The sequence below is a fragment of the Pedobacter sp. TM02 genome, assembly GCF_059705275.1.
The window spans coordinates 4,353,421-4,368,457 of sequence record NZ_AP046530.1 but is presented as its reverse complement, the minus strand read 5'-3'; the positions used below and the strand labels follow the sequence as shown (position 1 = coordinate 4,368,457).

Annotated in this window: 15 protein-coding genes; 7 read left to right on the top strand and 8 right to left on the bottom strand. The window is 47.4% G+C overall.

What is annotated here, in order from left to right; genetic code table 11:
- The first annotated feature begins 26 nt into the window (after positions 1-26).
- From hutI to AC6H1S_RS18885, 3 genes are read left to right on the top strand one after another with little or no spacing between them, the layout of a single operon-like run.
- The gene (hutI, locus tag AC6H1S_RS18895) at positions 27-1,268 is read left to right on the top strand and encodes an imidazolonepropionase (RefSeq protein WP_497564622.1); all 1,242 of its coding nucleotides are present in this window, start codon (positions 27-29) and stop codon (positions 1,266-1,268) included.
- Entirely contained in the window at positions 1,261-2,280 is a 1,020-nt protein-coding gene (locus tag AC6H1S_RS18890) for a formimidoylglutamase (protein WP_497564621.1), read from the top strand. Before hutI ends, AC6H1S_RS18890 begins: the two co-directional genes overlap by 8 nt.
- 17 nt (positions 2,281-2,297) lie before the next feature.
- Positions 2,298-3,818 carry a sulfatase family protein gene (locus AC6H1S_RS18885; protein ID WP_497564620.1) on the top strand — a complete coding sequence of 507 codons (1,521 nt, stop codon included), beginning with the start codon at positions 2,298-2,300 and terminating at the stop codon, positions 3,816-3,818.
- A gap of 67 nt (positions 3,819-3,885) precedes the next feature.
- On the opposite strand, the gene AC6H1S_RS18880 is transcribed toward AC6H1S_RS18885, so the two are convergent.
- The 8 genes from AC6H1S_RS18880 to AC6H1S_RS18845 all read right to left on the bottom strand — a co-directional run bounded on the left by AC6H1S_RS18880 (position 3,886) and on the right by AC6H1S_RS18845 (position 10,739).
- Positions 3,886-4,047 (bottom strand): hypothetical protein, encoded by a 162-nt coding sequence (locus AC6H1S_RS18880; RefSeq protein ID WP_199137280.1) that lies wholly within the window; start codon positions 4,045-4,047, stop codon positions 3,886-3,888.
- Positions 4,031-4,618 carry a 5-formyltetrahydrofolate cyclo-ligase gene (locus AC6H1S_RS18875; protein ID WP_497564619.1) on the bottom strand — a complete coding sequence of 196 codons (588 nt, stop codon included), beginning with the start codon at positions 4,616-4,618 and terminating at the stop codon, positions 4,031-4,033. The genes AC6H1S_RS18880 and AC6H1S_RS18875 overlap by 17 nt, the downstream gene beginning before the upstream one ends.
- A gap of 98 nt (positions 4,619-4,716) precedes the next feature.
- A complete protein-coding gene (efp, locus tag AC6H1S_RS18870) occupies positions 4,717-5,277 on the bottom strand; it encodes an elongation factor P (RefSeq protein WP_199137285.1) in 561 nt (186 codons plus the stop codon).
- 211 nt (positions 5,278-5,488) lie between these two features.
- Positions 5,489-6,100: an ABC transporter ATP-binding protein gene (locus AC6H1S_RS18865; protein WP_497564618.1), complete on the bottom strand. Its 612-nt coding sequence runs from the start codon at positions 6,098-6,100 to the stop codon at positions 5,489-5,491.
- A gap of 38 nt (positions 6,101-6,138) precedes the next feature.
- Complete coding sequence (lpxA, locus tag AC6H1S_RS18860) at positions 6,139-6,924, bottom strand: acyl-ACP--UDP-N-acetylglucosamine O-acyltransferase (protein ID WP_199137289.1); 786 nt, start codon at positions 6,922-6,924, stop codon at positions 6,139-6,141.
- Entirely contained in the window at positions 6,924-8,333 is a 1,410-nt protein-coding gene (locus tag AC6H1S_RS18855; protein WP_199137291.1) for a bifunctional UDP-3-O-[3-hydroxymyristoyl] N-acetylglucosamine deacetylase/3-hydroxyacyl-ACP dehydratase, read from the bottom strand. The genes lpxA and AC6H1S_RS18855 overlap by 1 nt, the downstream gene beginning before the upstream one ends.
- A complete protein-coding gene (lpxD, locus tag AC6H1S_RS18850) occupies positions 8,333-9,406 on the bottom strand; it encodes a UDP-3-O-(3-hydroxymyristoyl)glucosamine N-acyltransferase (RefSeq protein ID WP_199137293.1) in 1,074 nt (357 codons plus the stop codon). Before lpxD ends, AC6H1S_RS18855 begins: the two co-directional genes overlap by 1 nt.
- A 109-nt stretch (positions 9,407-9,515) precedes the next feature.
- A complete protein-coding gene (locus tag AC6H1S_RS18845; protein WP_497564617.1) occupies positions 9,516-10,739 on the bottom strand; it encodes an HD domain-containing protein in 1,224 nt (407 codons plus the stop codon).
- A 100-nt stretch (positions 10,740-10,839) separates the two neighbouring features.
- On the opposite strand from AC6H1S_RS18845, the gene porX reads away from it, so the two are divergent.
- The 4 genes from porX (at position 10,840) to AC6H1S_RS18825 (ending at position 14,909) form a co-directional block, all read left to right on the top strand.
- A complete protein-coding gene (porX, locus tag AC6H1S_RS18840; RefSeq protein WP_497564616.1) occupies positions 10,840-12,393 on the top strand; it encodes a T9SS response regulator signal transducer PorX in 1,554 nt (517 codons plus the stop codon).
- A 64-nt stretch (positions 12,394-12,457) separates the two neighbouring features.
- Entirely contained in the window at positions 12,458-12,886 is a 429-nt protein-coding gene (gene tsaE / locus AC6H1S_RS18835) for a tRNA (adenosine(37)-N6)-threonylcarbamoyltransferase complex ATPase subunit type 1 TsaE (protein WP_497564615.1), read from the top strand.
- Positions 12,887-12,996: 110 nt separating this feature from the next.
- On the top strand, positions 12,997-14,223 hold the full coding sequence (locus AC6H1S_RS18830) for an alanine dehydrogenase (RefSeq protein WP_199137308.1): 1,227 nt from the start codon (positions 12,997-12,999) through the stop codon (positions 14,221-14,223).
- A gap of 2 nt (positions 14,224-14,225) precedes the next feature.
- Positions 14,226-14,909: a M15 family metallopeptidase gene (locus AC6H1S_RS18825; protein ID WP_497564614.1), complete on the top strand. Its 684-nt coding sequence runs from the start codon at positions 14,226-14,228 to the stop codon at positions 14,907-14,909.
- The last annotated feature ends 128 nt before the right edge of the window (positions 14,910-15,037 follow it).

The window sequence follows — 15,037 nt, the reverse complement described above, 5'->3', positions numbered from 1 at the left end:
TACTGCCGGCTACTTGATCCTACGTTATGCTGATTACAAACATTAAAGGCCTGGTTGGCGTTCATCCCAAAGAAAAGCTGTCGCTCCGCGGACAAGAGCTGGCCGATTTGCCCGTTTTGGAAGATGCATGGATCCTGTTAGAAGACGGCTTAATCAAAGATTTTGGCACGATGGATTCGATTCCGGCCCAAATCTCAACCCTCCCGTCTCAAATCTCGGCAAAAGGCCGTTACGTTTTCCCTTCCTGGTGCGATAGCCACACGCATATTGTTTTTGCCGCTCCACGCGAAGAGGAATTTGCCCTCAAAATTGCCGGAAAAAGCTATGAGGAAATTGCCGCTGCTGGGGGAGGAATCCTCAACTCTGCCCGCAAGCTACAGGATGCCAGCGAAGACGATCTTTTTGAAAGTGCCAGTGCCCGGTTGCGCGACATGATCAAACAAGGCACGGGTGCCGTAGAAATCAAGAGCGGCTATGGTTTGAGCGTGGCCAGCGAACTGAAAATGTTGCGGGTCATTCAGCGTTTAAAGCAAACTTTCCCTATTCCGATCAAAGCCACTTTATTGGCGGCGCATGCCTATCCGCAAGCCTATAAAAATAATCATACCGGCTATATCAGGCTCATTATCGAAGAATTGTTGCCTGCCGTAGCCAAAGAAAACCTGGCCAACTACATGGATGTCTTTTGCGAGCAGGGTTTCTTTTCCATCAGCGAAACCGACGAATTGCTCAGCGCAGGTGCCCAGTATGGCCTCAAACCCAAAATACACGCCAACCAGCTTTCGGTTTCGGGCGGGGTACAAATCGGTGTACAGCACCATGCCGTATCGGTCGACCATTTGGAAGAAACCGATGGTTCGGTACTGGCTTGTTTATCGAGCAGCGACACCATCGCTACCCTTTTGCCTTCGTGTTCTTTTTACTTGGGTATTCCGTTTGCCAATGCCCGAGGCTTGGTCAATGCCAATGCCATTGTGGCTTTAGCAAGCGATTATAATCCAGGTTCTACCCCATCGGGCAATATGAATTTTGTGGTTTCGTTAGGGTGTATCAAGCTAAAACTACAGCCACAAGAAGCCATTAATGCCTGTACCTTGAATGGCGCAGCAGCAATGGAAATGAGCCACGAACTGGGCAGTATCGCCTTGGGCAAAAGGGCCAATTTATTCATCACCAGGCCCATGCCTTCCTTAGCATTTTTGCCTTACAGCTTTGGTCAATCACAAGTAGAAACGGTTATTTTAAACGGAGAGGTTTACCATGGATAGACTCCGGATCTATACGCAGGGCGATATTCTGGAGCTGGTAAATACCCGTCACGGCGAAACCAAATTGGGCGAAAAAGTACAGGTCTATCATCATGACCATCGCGAAACTGCCCCGGAAGATGGCATCACCTTAACAAGCCTCAAAAATTCTACGGCCAAATTTGTGTTGCTGGGCATCCCCGAAGACATTGGCGTAAGGGCAAATTATGGAACCGGCGGCACAGCCAGCGCCTGGCCAGCAGCCTTGAAAACCCTGCTTAATATCCAAAGCAATCCGTTTTTAAGTGGCGAAGAAATTTTGGTGCTTGGCCATTTTGATATAGCCGAGCCCTTGGATCAATTGGTAACGGCGTTAAGAGGCAAAACCGTAGCGATAGACCTTTTGGTTTACCCTGTAATCCAGTTGATTGTGGCGGCCGGTAAAATTCCAATTGTGATTGGCGGAGGCCACAACAATGCTTTTCCTATCATCTGGGGCGCTTTTTTAGCGCAACAACAAGCACTTAACGTGGTTAATATCGATGCCCATGCCGACTTGCGAAACACCGAAGAAGGCAGGCACAGCGGCAACGGCTTTAGCCATGCCCTAGCCAATGGCTATTTAAACCAATACCGCATTTTTGGCCTGCACCAAAACTACGTAAACAAAGCACTGCCAAGCCATATAGCAAACAGTAGCAACCTAAAAGCACGTTATTTTGAAGATCTGTTGCAAAGCCCGTCGATCTGCCATGAATGGCAATCGTTTATCGAAGACCTCGATACGCCATTAGGTCTCGAGATTGATTTAGACAGCATCGAAAACGTATTGTCGAGCGCCAGCAGTCCGTCTGGGTTTGCCCTGAACGATATTCGCCGCATGCTTTTACACAACCGCAAAAAATGGAGCTATTTGCATATTTGCGAAGGAGCCACTAAATTGGCCAACGGCCGCGAAGATTTAGGCACCGGTAAAACCATAGCCTATTTGGTGACCGATTTTATTAAAAACTACCTGAACAGTAACGTTTAACCTGATATACATCACCTATGAAAAAAATCATCCTGGCCTTTGCTTTTGCAACGGCCTTAGTTGGGCATGCCTTAGCCCAGCAAAAAACCATGTACACCAAGCCCAACGTCATTTACATTTACGCTGATGATTTGGGCTACGGCGACCTGAGTTGCTACGGCGCCACCAAGCTCCATACGCCTAACCTTGACAAGCTGGCCAAGCAGGGGCTGCGTTTTACCAATGGCAATGCCACTTCTTCAACCTGTACGCCTTCTCGCTATGCCTTAATGACGGGCCAATATCCGTGGCGCAAACAGGGCACAGGGGTATTGCCCGGCGATGCGGCCCTGATTATTCCGACAGACAAAATGACCCTGCCCAAGGTATTCAAACAAGCAGGATATGCCACCGGCATTGTAGGCAAATGGCACCTTGGATTAGGAACGCAAGTGGCCAAAGACTGGAACGGCGAGATCAAGCCAGGTCCAAACGAGGTGGGTTTCGATTATTCCTTTATTTTTCCGGCAACGGCCGATCGCGTACCTACCGTATTTTTAGAGAACCAAAAGGTATTGGCGCTCGACTTGAAAGATCCAATTGAGGTGAACTATAAAACCAAGGTGGGCAATGACCCAACGGGTAAAGAGCACCCTGAGCTGCTTAAAATGAAGTCGTCGCCAGGCCAGGGCCACGATGCCACCATTGTAAACGGCATTGGCCGCATTGGTTTCATGAGTGGTGGCCAAAGGGCGCGTTGGGTTGACGAAGAGGTATCGACGACCTTTTTATCCAAAGCCAAAAATTTCATCGCCACACATACGGCTAAGCCGTATTTCCTTTATTTCTGCTTAACCGAGCCTCATGTGCCGCGCATGCCTGCCACCATGTTCAAAGGCAAGAGCGGCTTGGGCTACCGTGGCGATGCCATTCTGCAGCTCGACTGGACCGTAGGCGAAATCATGAAGCAAGTGGAAGCAAGCGGACAAAGCAAAAACACGTTGATTATTTTCAGCAGCGATAACGGCCCCGTATTAGACGACGGCTATCAAGATGAGGCTGTAACCCAACTTAACGGACATACGCCAACAGGGCCTTTAAGAGGGGGCAAATACAGCTCGCTGGAAGCCGGAACACGGGTGCCTTTTGTGGTAAGCTGGCCAGGCACGGTTAAGCCCGGCGTTTCTGCGGCCATGGTTTGCCAAATGGACCTGATCGCCTCTTTTGCCAGCCTTCTTCATGTGAAAATACCTGCCGGCGAAGCCACAGACAGCGAAAACACACTAAACGCCCTTCTGGGCAAAAGCGACAAAGGGCGAACCACTTTGGTTAAGCACTCCCGTTCACTATCATTGGTAAAAGATGGCTGGAAATACATTTCGCCAAATAATGGGCCCGCTATGGATAAGCTGGTCGATATCGAAACAGGCAACTACCCTACGCCACAACTTTACCATTTAACAGAAGATATAGCCGAAAAAAGCAACCTGGCTGAAAAGTATCCTGAAAAAGTAAAGGAATTGGCCGATTTGCTCGAAGCGATTAAAAAGAAGCCCTAGGCTTGCTACACTTGCGGAGTTTTAGGGATTTCGCAAGTGTACGCTATTGCCCAATAATCACAACAATTTAAAGCTCTTCTTCCTCGTAACGCTCGGCGGCTTTCATCATGATTTCCATGTCGGCCTTTTGCTGGGCGTTAAGCGGCTCTTCCTGCTCCTGCATTTCGAAAATGGTGATCATGGTTTCTTCGTACTGCTTGGCAGAGGTAATTCTAAAGTCCTTTTCCATGGTTGTTAAGCGTAAAGTCGATAATTCGGTCGGGGGTAATGCATTTATCCAAGCGGATATCATTCAAATGTACATCATTAATTTGTGCTGCCGCATCAAAAAAAGATAATCCTATTTTTTGGGTATCTAAATTTTCCAAAAAGCGGTCGTAAAAGCCCTTGCCATAGCCCACGCGGTAGCCTCGCTCGTCAAAAGCCAGCAAAGGCACCAGCACCATATCGGGCGTTCCTTCAAAAGCATCGGCATTTTGAGGCTCGGGAATGCCAAACCGGTTAAGGGCTAAATCAGACTGGCCCTGGTAATGGAAATGGCTCATCAGGTTCGATTCGAAATCGGCCTTGGGCACAATTATTTTTATCTCCGGGTGTTGGCGCCGCAACCAATCGATCAACGGCCAAGTATTGGGTTCTTTATGCCTGAGGATGGGCAAAAAGATATGAAGACTTTTTACGTTGGAAAAATCGAGTGTTTTAAAGCGCTCCAACAGCTTTTTGTTCAATTCGGCGAGCTCTTGTTCGCCTAGCGAATTTCGTTGCCGTAAGGCTTGTTTGCGGAGGTCGGCTTTGCGCATGGCGATGGATGTTTGGGCCAATATAAAAAAAATATGGCTTCGGGAACCACTCCGAAGCCACAATCAACCTAAACCTAAAACTAAACTATGAAAATTTATTATTTTACTCTTTCAATATAGTCTCCTGTGCGTGTATCAACCTTAACTTTGTCGCCTTGGTTAATAAACATTGGGACTTTAATTTCTACCCCTGTTTCTACAGTTGCGTATTTCATCGCGTTGGTAGAAGTATTGCCTTTTACTGCAGGCTCAGAATAGGTAATTTCCAACTCCACGTTCGAAGGCAATTGCGCCATGATTGGCTCGTCGCTTTCAAAGGCTACGATTACGTTCAAGCCTTCTTTCAAGAACTTTACCCCTTCGCCAAATAAGAACTTAGGCACGGTGTATTGTTCGTAACTGGTGTTGTCCATTACCACCAACGAATCGCCATCTTCGTAAAGATATTGGTAGTCGTTGGTTTCCACACGGCAAATCTCCACCTCTTCGTCAACACGGAAACGGTACTCTACCGATTTTCCTGTTTTAACATTGCGCATTTTAGCTTGATAAAAAGCTCTTAAATTGCCCGGCGTACGATGAATAAATTCTTCTACTTGTACCAAATCTCCGTTGAAGCGAAGAATGTTGCCGTTTTTAATGTCTGATGCTTTTGCCATTTGGTTTGAAATTGCGCCTATTCCTATGTCGCTTTTTCGTGGCGCAAAGGTATAGACTATTTTTTAATTATACAATAGTAATTTTAAAATATTTTTTAATGTTGCTTTTAAACAGAAATAGGCCATTTTTTGACCGAAATTTCTAAGGTAAAAGTATTTATTTATCGGTAATTATAGAACATATTTTGTCATCTTCTTCATCCTGTCCGGCTTACTTATAATCTGTAATGTTTAGCCGATGCTCGCAAAAATCGTATTCGTGAGCCTGGTTGGAACCGATAACCGTAATCCTGTTGCCGGCAAAACGGCCCATCAGCTCATGATACCAGGCCACCCCCTGCTCGTCGAGATTGGAGGTAGGCTCATCTAAAATCAAGATCGGCGTATCGGCGCAACAGGCCAAAGCCAGCTTGGTGCGTTGCTTCATGCCCGACGAAAAATGCTTCAGCGCCTTGTCTTTGGCTTTTTCGAGCCCCAAAATGTCAATCAGTGCCCTGGAATCGAGGCCTTGGGCGTAGTTTTTAAACTGGAAATGAAAGTTGATGGTTTCGGTTAGGCTAAACTCCTCTACCAAGTCGAGGTAAGGTCCGGCAAAGCTCAGATGCTGGTACACTTTCTCTACCGGCGTATCGGGGTTGCTGTATTTCAATTCGCCTTCCGATGGCGTAAGATTGCCCAGCAAAATACTCAATAAGGTCGACTTTCCAGAGCCATTGGGCCCCAAAACCGCATATTTTTGACCCAAAACAAAGCGATAATCTACATTTCTGAAGATCCATTCCTTGTTAAAGCGCCTGCCAATATGATCGAGCTTGATTTCCATTAATGATTTACGCCGGGATTGGCAAAGCTTTGAGCAATTTAACCGCTGGTTCCGAAGCCTCTCATTACGCCGCGGTTCGAGTTGCGGATAAAATCAACGATTTCATCGCGGATTTCGGTTGGCTGAAACTCGGCTTCAATAATGTCTAATGCCTTGGTTACGTTGTTGTTCTTTACAAAAAGTACGCGATAAATTTCTTGTATCTCGTTTATTTTTTCTGGCGAGAAACCTCTGCGACGCAAGCCTACCGAGTTGATACCCACGTAAGATAGCGGCTCCCGTGCGGCCTTTACATAAGGGGGAACATCTTTACGCACCAACGAACCACCGGTTACAAAGGCGTGCGAACCCACTTTTACAAACTGGTGGATGGCCACCAAGCCTGCCAGCACCACATAATCGCCAATGGTAATGTGTCCGGCCAAGGTAGTACTGTTAGAAAAGATACAGTTGTTGCCTACTTCGCAGTCGTGTGCAATGTGCGAATAAGCCTGAATCAGACAGTTGCTGCCAATTACCGTTTTCCATTTGTCTTTGGTGCCGCGGTTAATGGTTACGCATTCGCGAATGGTGGTATTGTCGCCGATTTCTGCAGTGGTTACTTCGCCGGCAAACTTCAAATCCTGCGGAATGCCCGAAATAACCGAGCCCGGGAAAATACGGCAGTTTTTACCGATGCGCGCACCGTCCATAATGACTACGTTAGACCCAATCCAAGTTCCTTCGCCAATTTCTACGTCTTTATGAATAACCGCAAAGGGCTCAACAACTACATTGTCCGCAATTTTTGCTTGGGGGTGTATATAAGCTAGAGGTTGTATCATTATGCTGTTTCGCTGTCTTTAACTTTTACTATTTGGGCCATCATTTCGGCCTCTACTACTACTTTATCGCCAACCATGCCTACGCCCTTCATTTGGGCAATGCCCCTGCGCATGGGCTCCATCAGGTCGCACCTGAATATTAGGGTATCTCCAGGCAATACTTGCGCCCTAAAACGCACATTGTCTATTTTAAGGAAATAGGTTAGGTAGTTTCTTGGGTCGGGCACGGTGCTGAGCACCAAAATGCCACCCACTTGAGCCATCGATTCGATTTGTATTACCCCTGGCATTACCGGTGCACCCGGAAAATGCCCTTTAAAGAACTCCTCGTTCATGGTTACGTTCTTTACGCCAACCACGTGGGTTTTCGAAAGCTCTATAACTTTATCCACAAACAAGAACGGCTGCCTGTGCGGCAGGATATCCATTACCTGTACCACATCAAAAATAGGCTTGGTGTTGGGATCGTATACTTTTTGTATTTTTTTGCCTTTTTCCTTTTTAATGGCTGCCTTAATCCTTTTGGCAAAGGCAACGTTAGCGGCATGACCTGGCCTGGCCGCCATGATGTGGCCTTTCAGGTGAACGCCTACCAAAGCCAGATCGCCAATCATGTCTAACAGTTTATGACGGGCAGGCTCGTTTTGGTAACGGAGCTCCATGTTATTTAAAATACCTTGTGGCGCTACTTCGATGGCTTTTCTTTTAAAGATGGTGGCCAAATGGTCGAGCTCCTCGCGGGTTACCTCCTTGTCAACAATAACGATGGCATTGTTCAGGTCGCCTCCTTTAATCAAGTTATTTTTAAGCTGGTACTCCAGTTCGTGCAGAAAGCAGAAGGTACGGCACGAGGCGATTTCCTTCTTAAACTCGGCAATGCTCGAGATCCCGGCGTGCTGGCTGCCCAAAACCGGCGAATTGTAGTCGATCATGCAGGTAAAACGGTAATCGTCAAGCGGCATGGCCACAATTTCTACCTTTCTGTCGGCCTCGGTATAGGTAATGTTATGTGGAATGGTAAAATATTCTCTGTCGGCACTTTGCGAAACTACGCCCACCTCTTCCAAAGCCTCGATAAACTGAATGGCGCTTCCATCCATAATCGGGGTTTCGGGACCGTCGAGCTTCAGCAACACGTTGTCTAGGTCCATGCCCACCAACGATGCCATAACGTGTTCTACGGTACTTACGCTTGCTCCGTTTTGGCTAATGGTAGTGCCACGGGCCGTATCGGTTACATTGTCGCAGTCGGCTTCAACAATCGGCTGACCTGGAAGGTCGATCCGCTGAAATTTAAACCCGTGGTTTTCTGGAGCGGGACAAAATGTTAACGTCACATTTGCACCAGTATGCAAGCCTACGCCTTTAACTGATATTTCGCCCTTTATCGTCTTTTGCTTAACGTTCATTATCTATTCTGTGTTGTCGTAATCTGTTCGATGAGCGCATTAAGTTCAGCAATTTTGGCCTCTAATTCGCGTACCCGTTTTTCTACCTCGGGCAGCTTCTTAAATATAACGGTAGAACGCATCCATTCTTTTAACGGCTGCGCCGGACTTCCGTGCCATTGTTTATTGTCTTCTGTATTGAAATTGATCCCGGCTTGTGCACCCACTTGTGTGCCTTTGCCCAAATTCAAGTGGCCCGCAATGCCTACCTGGCCTCCGATTACCGAATTATCGCCAAGTTTGGTGCTGCCCGAAATGCCGCTCTGTGCCGCCACCACCGAGTGTGCGCCCACATCAACATTGTGCGCAATTTGGATCAGGTTGTCGAGCTTGGCGCCTTTACGGATAAAGGTAGAGCCCATAGTGGCCCTATCTATGGTGGTATTGGCCCCAATTTCTACGTCATCTTCAACCACTACATTGCCAATCTGGGCAATTTTATTGTAAGTACCATCGGGCTGGGGCGCAAAGCCAAAGCCATCGCTGCCAATTACCGCATTGGCATGAATGGTTATGCGATTGCCCAAAATGGTACGGTTGTATATTTTAACGCCGGGATAAAGCATTACATCATTGCCAATCTGGGTGTCGGCACCGATATAAGCCTGGGTATAGATTTTGCAGTTATCGCCAATCACCACGTTTTCTTCGATGGTACAAAAGGCCCCGATATAAACGTTCTTGCCAATTTTTGCCGAAGGATGTATAAAACAAGGCTGATCGATGCCTGGTGTGGTGCGGTCTTGGTTAACTACTTCGTTGTATTTTTCTAAAAGGATAGAAAAAGAGCTGTAAGGATCCTTTACCTTGATCAGCGTACAATTTACGGGCTGCGCGGGCACAAAATCCCTCGATACGATCACTACAGAAGCCTGTGTAGTGTACAAGTAGCTTTCGTACTTGGGGTTGGATAAAAAGCATAGCGAACCAGCACCTCCACTTTCTATTTTGGAGAGCTCTTTGACCGTAGCGGTCTCATCTCCTTCAATAGTTCCATCTAAAAATTCGCTTATCTGCTTGGCAGTAAATTGCATCTTACAAAGTTAAATGTTAAATTGATATGAACAAATAAACAACGGCTGTTAATTGTTACAAGGATAAGACAAAAACGGCTTTTGCGCCCTTTAATTTTGTTAAAAAATGCTAAATGCCTCTCACGTAACAAAGAATATGTTTTTTTACCGTCTTATCCAAAGATTCTAAGTTAGATAAATCCGAGGCTTTTGCAATATCAACCAGCTCATTATTCTTCATCAGGATGTTAATATTGCTATTGCCTGCGTTGTAAGCTCTGTTTCTGATGGTATCGGTAAATACAAAATAGGCTACGTCGTCTTCGTCTACATGCAGGGCCAGCATGGTTTTATCGGCCAGCGCGGCTATCCTTTCTGGAGCAGGCTCGGCATTGCTGATCTCTACCTTATACAGCTTGCGGGCATTGAGCATTTGACACAAACGCGACAAAATCGGGTCGTCGTGGTCGGCCCAAACCTTTACCGAGGCGTAGATATCCTGGTCGTCGAGCTTGGCAAACTGCTGCAGATGGGTTTCGTCGTCAAAGAAGTTGAGTTCGGTAATATCGTTCTGCAGAAAATGCTGCAGCGCCGGCGTGGCAAAAAGCTCGACCCCGCCAGAAGCCAGCTCTTTGGCCCTTTCCAAGATCTTTACCAACAGCTGTTCGCCGGCAATGACGGTTTTGTGCAGGTAAACCTGCCAATACATCAGCCTGCGGGCAATCAGAAATTTTTCGATCGAATAAATGCCCTTCTCCTCAATCACCAGCTGATCGTCAACCACGTTGAACATTTTAATGATGCGGTCGAAACTGATCACCCCTTCGCTTACCCCGGTAAAAAAGCTGTCGCGGTTCAGGTAATCCATGCGGTCGAGGTCTAACTGGCCAGAAATCAGCTGGCAAAAGAAGCGGCGGTGGTATTTGCCCCTGAAAATATGGATGGCGGTAGTGAGCTGCCCGTCAAACTCCTCGTTCAGCTGGTCCATCATCAGCATCGAAATATCTTCGTGCATCACGCCGGTAATGAGCGTATGCTCCAGTGCATGCGAAAAAGGACCGTGTCCTATATCGTGTAGCAAAATGGCGATGGTGGCGGCCTCTTCCTCTTCAAAACTGATGTGATGGCCCTTGCTGCGCAGCACTTCTATGGCCAGGCCCATCAGGTGCATGGCGCCCAACGCGTGGTGAAAACGGGTATGCAAAGCGCCGGGATATACCAAGTGGGTCATTCCCAATTGCTTGATGTACCTGAGCCGCTGAAAATACGGATGGGAAATGAGGTCATAAATCAACGCCGATGGGATGCTGATGAAGCCGTACACCGGGTCGTTTATTATTTTCTTTTTATTCAATTCTCAAAATTAAATTATACGGTACAAAAATTGCTATTTTTATCGATAGTAAAAAGCCTAGCGCTTTGAATGGAATTAATTTACATAAAAAACAGATATAATGCAGGAAACCAAAATTCTATGGGCCGACGACGAAATCAACTTGCTGAAGCCACACATTCTGCTGCTGAACGAAAAAGGCTATCAGGTAACTACGTTTACCAATGGCAACGATGCGCTGGAGGCCTTTGGAAAGGAACATTTCGACCTTGTGTTTTTAGACGAGAACATGCCTGGAATGAGCGGATTGGAAACGCTTTCTGCCATCAAAAACATCCGGTCTGATGTGCCTGTGGTACTGATTACCAAAAGCGAAGAAGAAAACCTGATGGAAGACGCCATCGGTTCGAAAATAGACGACTACCTGATCAAGCCGGTTAATCCGAAGCAGGTTTTGCTCACCATCAAGAAAATTATCGACAACAAACGCCTGGTGAGCGAGCGTACCTCATCGGCCTACCAGCAGGATTTTAGGCGTTTGGGCATGACCTTAAACGACAAGCTGAGCTATGAAGAATGGGTAGAGGTTTATAAAAAATTGGTTTTTTGGGAACTGGAACTCGAAAAGCTCGACGATCCGCAGATGCATGAGATTTTGACCATGCAAAAATCGGAGGCCAACATGCAGTTCTCTAAATTTATTGAAAACCATTATTTGGATTGGGTAAACGGCAAGGGAAACCCGCCATTGTTATCCAACGAGCTGCTGAAAAAGAAGGTTTTTCCGCTCATCAACAGCACTACCCCCGTGTTCTTTATTTTGATAGACAACCTGAGGTACGACCAATGGAAAATCATCAATCCGCTGATTACCGAATATTTCCGCCTGGATGAAGAAGATACCTATTCGAGTATTTTGCCTACGGCTACCCAATATGCCCGTAACGCCATTTTTTCGGGCCTCATGCCTTTAGAAATGGAGAAGCGTTTTCCGGCATTGTGGCAAAACGACGACGACGAAGGGGGCAAAAACCTGCACGAGGAAACGTTTTTGGGCGAGCAGATCAAGCGCAGCCTGCGCAAGGACTGCAAATTCAGCTACCATAAGATCCTGACTTTCGACCAGGGGAAAGAGCTTACCGAACAGGTAAACAACCTGATGCAAAACGAGTTTAATGCCCTGGTTTACAACTTTGTGGATATGCTTTCTCATGCCCGCACCGATATGCAGATGATCCGCGAGCTGGCCAACGACGATGCAGCCTACCGTTCTTTGACCTTGTCGTGGTTCGAGCACTCGCCTTTGCTAGACCTGCTTAAAAAAATCTCTCAAAAACGGGTAAAACTGATCATTACAACAGATCATGGTACCATTAGGGTAAAGCATCCGAGCAAGGTAATCGGCGATAGGAATACCAATACCAACCTGCGCTACAAACAGGGGCGCAACCTTAATTTTAATCCGAAAGAAGTGTTCCTGATCAAAAATCCGCACGAGGCGCAATTGCCGAAGATCAACATCAGCTCCAACTATATTTTTGCCAAGGAAGACCAGTATTTCGTTTACCAGAACAACTACAACCAGTTTGTGAACTATTACAACGAAACCTTCCAGCACGGAGGCATTTCGCTGGAGGAGATGATCATTCCGGTTGTCACGTATAGTTCGAGGTAATCCTATCTTATTCTACCACCTCAGACATCTTAGATTTCTGAGGCGGTAATATTATCTTTGCTGCATGAACACTTCCATTACCATCGATAGCATTAACGAATTGGGCATCGTAGCCGAGCAATTGCTCGGTTTTGCCAATGGCGAGCGTTTTTTTGTTTTTGAAGGCGATATGGCCGCAGGCAAAACCACTTTCATCAAATCGCTTTGCCAGGCCCTGGGCATAACCGATGTGGTGAGCAGCCCTACATTTTCTATCGTTAACGAATACGAAAGCCCTGCCGGGCCGGTTTACCATTTCGATTTTTACCGCCTAAAAAACCTGCAAGAGGCTTTCGACATCGGCTACGAAGAGTACTTTTACAGCGGCAGCTATTGCTTGGTAGAATGGCCACAAAAAGTAGCCGAGCTTTTGCCCGATCGTTACATCAAGGTGGCCATCTCCATTACGGGCAGCGAGCAGCGCCACTTCGATTTGGAGCGCATAGGCGCCTAAAACCATTGCCGGTTTTGTCAGGGGTAACTCTTTTCTATGTATTTCATTGTGAGCTATTCGCAGATTTTGCGTAACTTCAAGCACCTAAATAAAAAACTACCCAACTTATCATGGCTACAGGATTACGTGAAGGCATGGCTGCCATAGCCCAAAGAGGCTTGATGCAGCCCCAGGAGTCAATGTTAGAAACCAACAAGAAGAGCAACAGTTTATACATCGGTATCCCCAAAGAAATTTCCTTTCAAGAGTGCAGGATAGCGCTTACGCCCTTATCGGTAGCTCTTTTGGTAAACAATGGGCACCGGGTGGTTATCGAATCGGGAGCCGGCAACGGCGCCAACTTTACCGACAAGGATTATAGCGAACAGGGCGCACAGATTTCGTTCAGCAAGAAAGACGTGTACGCGGCCGACATCATCGTTAAAATAGCCCCGCCTACTTTAGAAGAAATCGGGTTGATGCACAAAGGCCAGACCTTGATTTCGGCCCTGCAGATCGGCACGCTTAAAGAGGCCAATCTCAAGGCCATCCTCCATAAAAAAATCAATGCGCTTTGCTTCGAAAACCTGCGCGACGAAGGCAATGTGCTGAGCGTGGTGCGCGCCATGGGCGAAATTGTAGGGTCGGCTTCTATTTTCATCGCCGCAGAGTACCTGAGTTCGGCATTTGGCGGCAAGGGCCTGATGCTGGGCGGCTTTACGGGTGTACCACCTACCGAGATCGTGATTTTGGGTGCCGGAACCGTTGGCGAATATGCCGCGCGCACGGCGCTTTCGCTGGGTGCAGAGGTGAAGGTTTTTGACAGTTCGATATTTAAGCTCCGCCGTTTGCAGAACAACCTGGGCAGCCGCGTTTTTACCTCGGTTATGCAACCCATTGTGCTGGCCAAGGCCATTACTACCTGCGATGTGGTAATTGGCGCCATCCGTTCGCAGCACGGCCGCAGCCCCTGCTTGGTGATGGAAGAAACCGTTAGCCGCATGAAACCCCATTCGGTGGTGGTAGATGTGAGCATTGACCAAGGTGGCTGTTTCGAAACCTCGGAAGTAACCAACCACAAAGACCCGGTTTTTATCAAACACGACGTGATCCATTACTGCGTGCCCAATATTGCCTCGAGGGTGCCCCGCACGGCATCTTATGCCCTAACCAATATCTTTGCCCCTATTTTGATCGATATTGGCGAAATGGGCGGCCTGATGAACATGGCCTGGAACAGGCCCGGCATCCGCGAAGCGCTGTACTGCTACCAGGGCCATTTAACCAATAAAGACCTGGCCAATATGTATAATTTGCCGTTCAAGGATCTGGAACTGCTTGTGGTGGCCAATCAATAATTATGAAACGACTTTTATCGCTGGCCCTGGTGGCCGCCTGCTTAAGCTCCTGCGCCCAAAAGAATGCGCAAAACCCCTACGGCCTGGCCATTGTAAGCAATTACAAAACCTACAAGGCCGATTTAAAGGCCCACCCCAACAACGAGCTGGTCGAAATCAAGAAGGCCATCCCATCGGTGGTACTCGATATCAGGTATGCCACTGCCAACAACTTCATGCAACAGGTAATGTACAAGCAGGCCCGCGCCTTTGCCCGCAAACCCGTGGTTGAGCAACTGAAAAAGATACAGGCCATCCTCAACAAACAGGGCTATGGCTTAAAAATATTCGACGGCTACAGGCCCTACGCCATTACCATGGCCTTTTACCAGAAGGCCAGCGACAAGAACTTTGTGGCCAACCCCAACAAAGGCTCTAAGCATAACCGCGGCTGCGCGGTAGACCTGACCATCATAGACCTGAAAACTGGCAAAGACGTACCCATGCCAACCCCTTACGACAGCTTTGCGCCCGAAGCCGCCCCGCACTACCAGAAGCTGCCTGCCAACGTAATTAAAAACCGCGATTTTTTGATTGCCACCATGCAGGCCAACGGTTTTAAGGTTATTTACAACGAATGGTGGCATTTCGATTTTAACGGCTGGCAGGAGTATGATTTGATGGATATTCCGTTTGAGCAGCTTTAAGCCGCGTGCACAACCGGCCACAACCGTGGTGCCGTCTGTTTGGTTTCGCCAAACCCAATCTGCTTACCCTTAATAACCTGGGCATTACCCGAAATTATTTGTTCATAATCTTTGCTTTTTTGGATTCT

Excerpts from the sequence above, each read along its gene's own strand:
- hutI (WP_497564622.1), top strand. The coding sequence starts at position 27 with ATGCTGATTACAAACATTAAAGGCCTGGTTGGCGTTCATCCCAAAGAA.
- AC6H1S_RS18890 (WP_497564621.1), top strand. The coding sequence starts at position 1,261 with ATGGATAGACTCCGGATCTATACGCAGGGCGATATTCTGGAGCTGGTA.
- AC6H1S_RS18885 (WP_497564620.1), top strand. The coding sequence starts at position 2,298 with ATGAAAAAAATCATCCTGGCCTTTGCTTTTGCAACGGCCTTAGTTGGG.
- AC6H1S_RS18880 (WP_199137280.1), bottom strand. The coding sequence starts at position 4,047 with ATGGAAAAGGACTTTAGAATTACCTCTGCCAAGCAGTACGAAGAAACC.
- AC6H1S_RS18875 (WP_497564619.1), bottom strand. The coding sequence starts at position 4,618 with ATGCGCAAAGCCGACCTCCGCAAACAAGCCTTACGGCAACGAAATTCG.
- efp (WP_199137285.1), bottom strand. The coding sequence starts at position 5,277 with ATGGCAAAAGCATCAGACATTAAAAACGGCAACATTCTTCGCTTCAAC.
- AC6H1S_RS18865 (WP_497564618.1), bottom strand. The coding sequence starts at position 6,100 with ATGGAAATCAAGCTCGATCATATTGGCAGGCGCTTTAACAAGGAATGG.
- lpxA (WP_199137289.1), bottom strand. The coding sequence starts at position 6,924 with ATGATACAACCTCTAGCTTATATACACCCCCAAGCAAAAATTGCGGAC.
- AC6H1S_RS18855 (WP_199137291.1), bottom strand. The coding sequence starts at position 8,333 with ATGAACGTTAAGCAAAAGACGATAAAGGGCGAAATATCAGTTAAAGGC.
- lpxD (WP_199137293.1), bottom strand. The coding sequence starts at position 9,406 with ATGCAATTTACTGCCAAGCAGATAAGCGAATTTTTAGATGGAACTATT.
- porX (WP_497564616.1), top strand. The coding sequence starts at position 10,840 with ATGCAGGAAACCAAAATTCTATGGGCCGACGACGAAATCAACTTGCTG.
- tsaE (WP_497564615.1), top strand. The coding sequence starts at position 12,458 with ATGAACACTTCCATTACCATCGATAGCATTAACGAATTGGGCATCGTA.
- AC6H1S_RS18830 (WP_199137308.1), top strand. The coding sequence starts at position 12,997 with ATGGCTACAGGATTACGTGAAGGCATGGCTGCCATAGCCCAAAGAGGC.
- AC6H1S_RS18825 (WP_497564614.1), top strand. The coding sequence starts at position 14,226 with ATGAAACGACTTTTATCGCTGGCCCTGGTGGCCGCCTGCTTAAGCTCC.